Annotated in this window: 1 pseudogene; it reads left to right on the top strand. The window is 60.6% G+C overall.

Annotated features, from left to right (window positions below):
• Positions 1–223 precede the first annotated feature (223 nt).
• A pseudogene (locus NKF06_RS20720) lies at positions 224–758 on the top strand (Lrp/AsnC family transcriptional regulator); the annotation flags it as partial.

The raw sequence follows: 758 nt of genomic DNA, 5'->3' as shown, positions 1-758 counted from the left end.
CTCAGCGGTCCCACTTCTTACTTTCATGGGTTAAAATTACCAGCAGTACAAGCTCTCTCTGTACATTTTGCATTTGACAACTGTCTGGAAATAAGTTCTCGCTTAAAAAGCCTCTCTGAGGGGTGGTTTGCGTGACTCGTGAGTGCCCAACTTGCGGTCACGAGTCGGAGAAACTGTTCCGCTGTGAGCGCTGCGGACGCGACCTCGTCGGAGGTGACCGCCGGTGAGCGACGACCATGGGGAGGTCGTCGCGGAGTTCTCCGTCCTCGACGAGGCCGACGTCGTCACCTCGGACGCCGAGGACACCGTCGCGTCCGCGGTTGACGGTGAGTACGAGCCCGGCTCTCTCCTCGACGACGATTCCGAAGACTTCGAGTTCGAGATGCCGGAGTTCGTCGCAGCCTGTCGCTACTGCCAGACGAGCTTCGAGACCGAGGAGGCCGCGCTCGAACACGAGTGGAACTGCGACCTGGAGCCGATCGGCGAGTGTCGCTTCTGCGGTGGGACGCACATCCGGAAAGACGTTCGTGAGGATCACTTCTACGGCTGTTCCGAAGCGGAGGAACACGAGCGACGGCAGAAGCGCGGTGTCCGCGCGCGGACGATGCGCGGCCAGGACTCGAAGACCGCCGTCTCGGGGCTACGGAAGTTCCTCCTCCCGCAACCGCACGAGTTCAGCGCCTATCTCAAGTGGGACGACTCTCTGTCGACGTACTTCGGACTCGTCTCGCTGTACAAGATGCACGACTTCGAGGAGT

It is taken from the genome of Haloferax sp. AB510 (genome assembly GCF_024136985.1).
Classification (GTDB): domain Archaea; phylum Halobacteriota; class Halobacteria; order Halobacteriales; family Haloferacaceae; genus Haloferax.
This window is presented reverse-complemented; position numbering and strand designations above follow the sequence as displayed.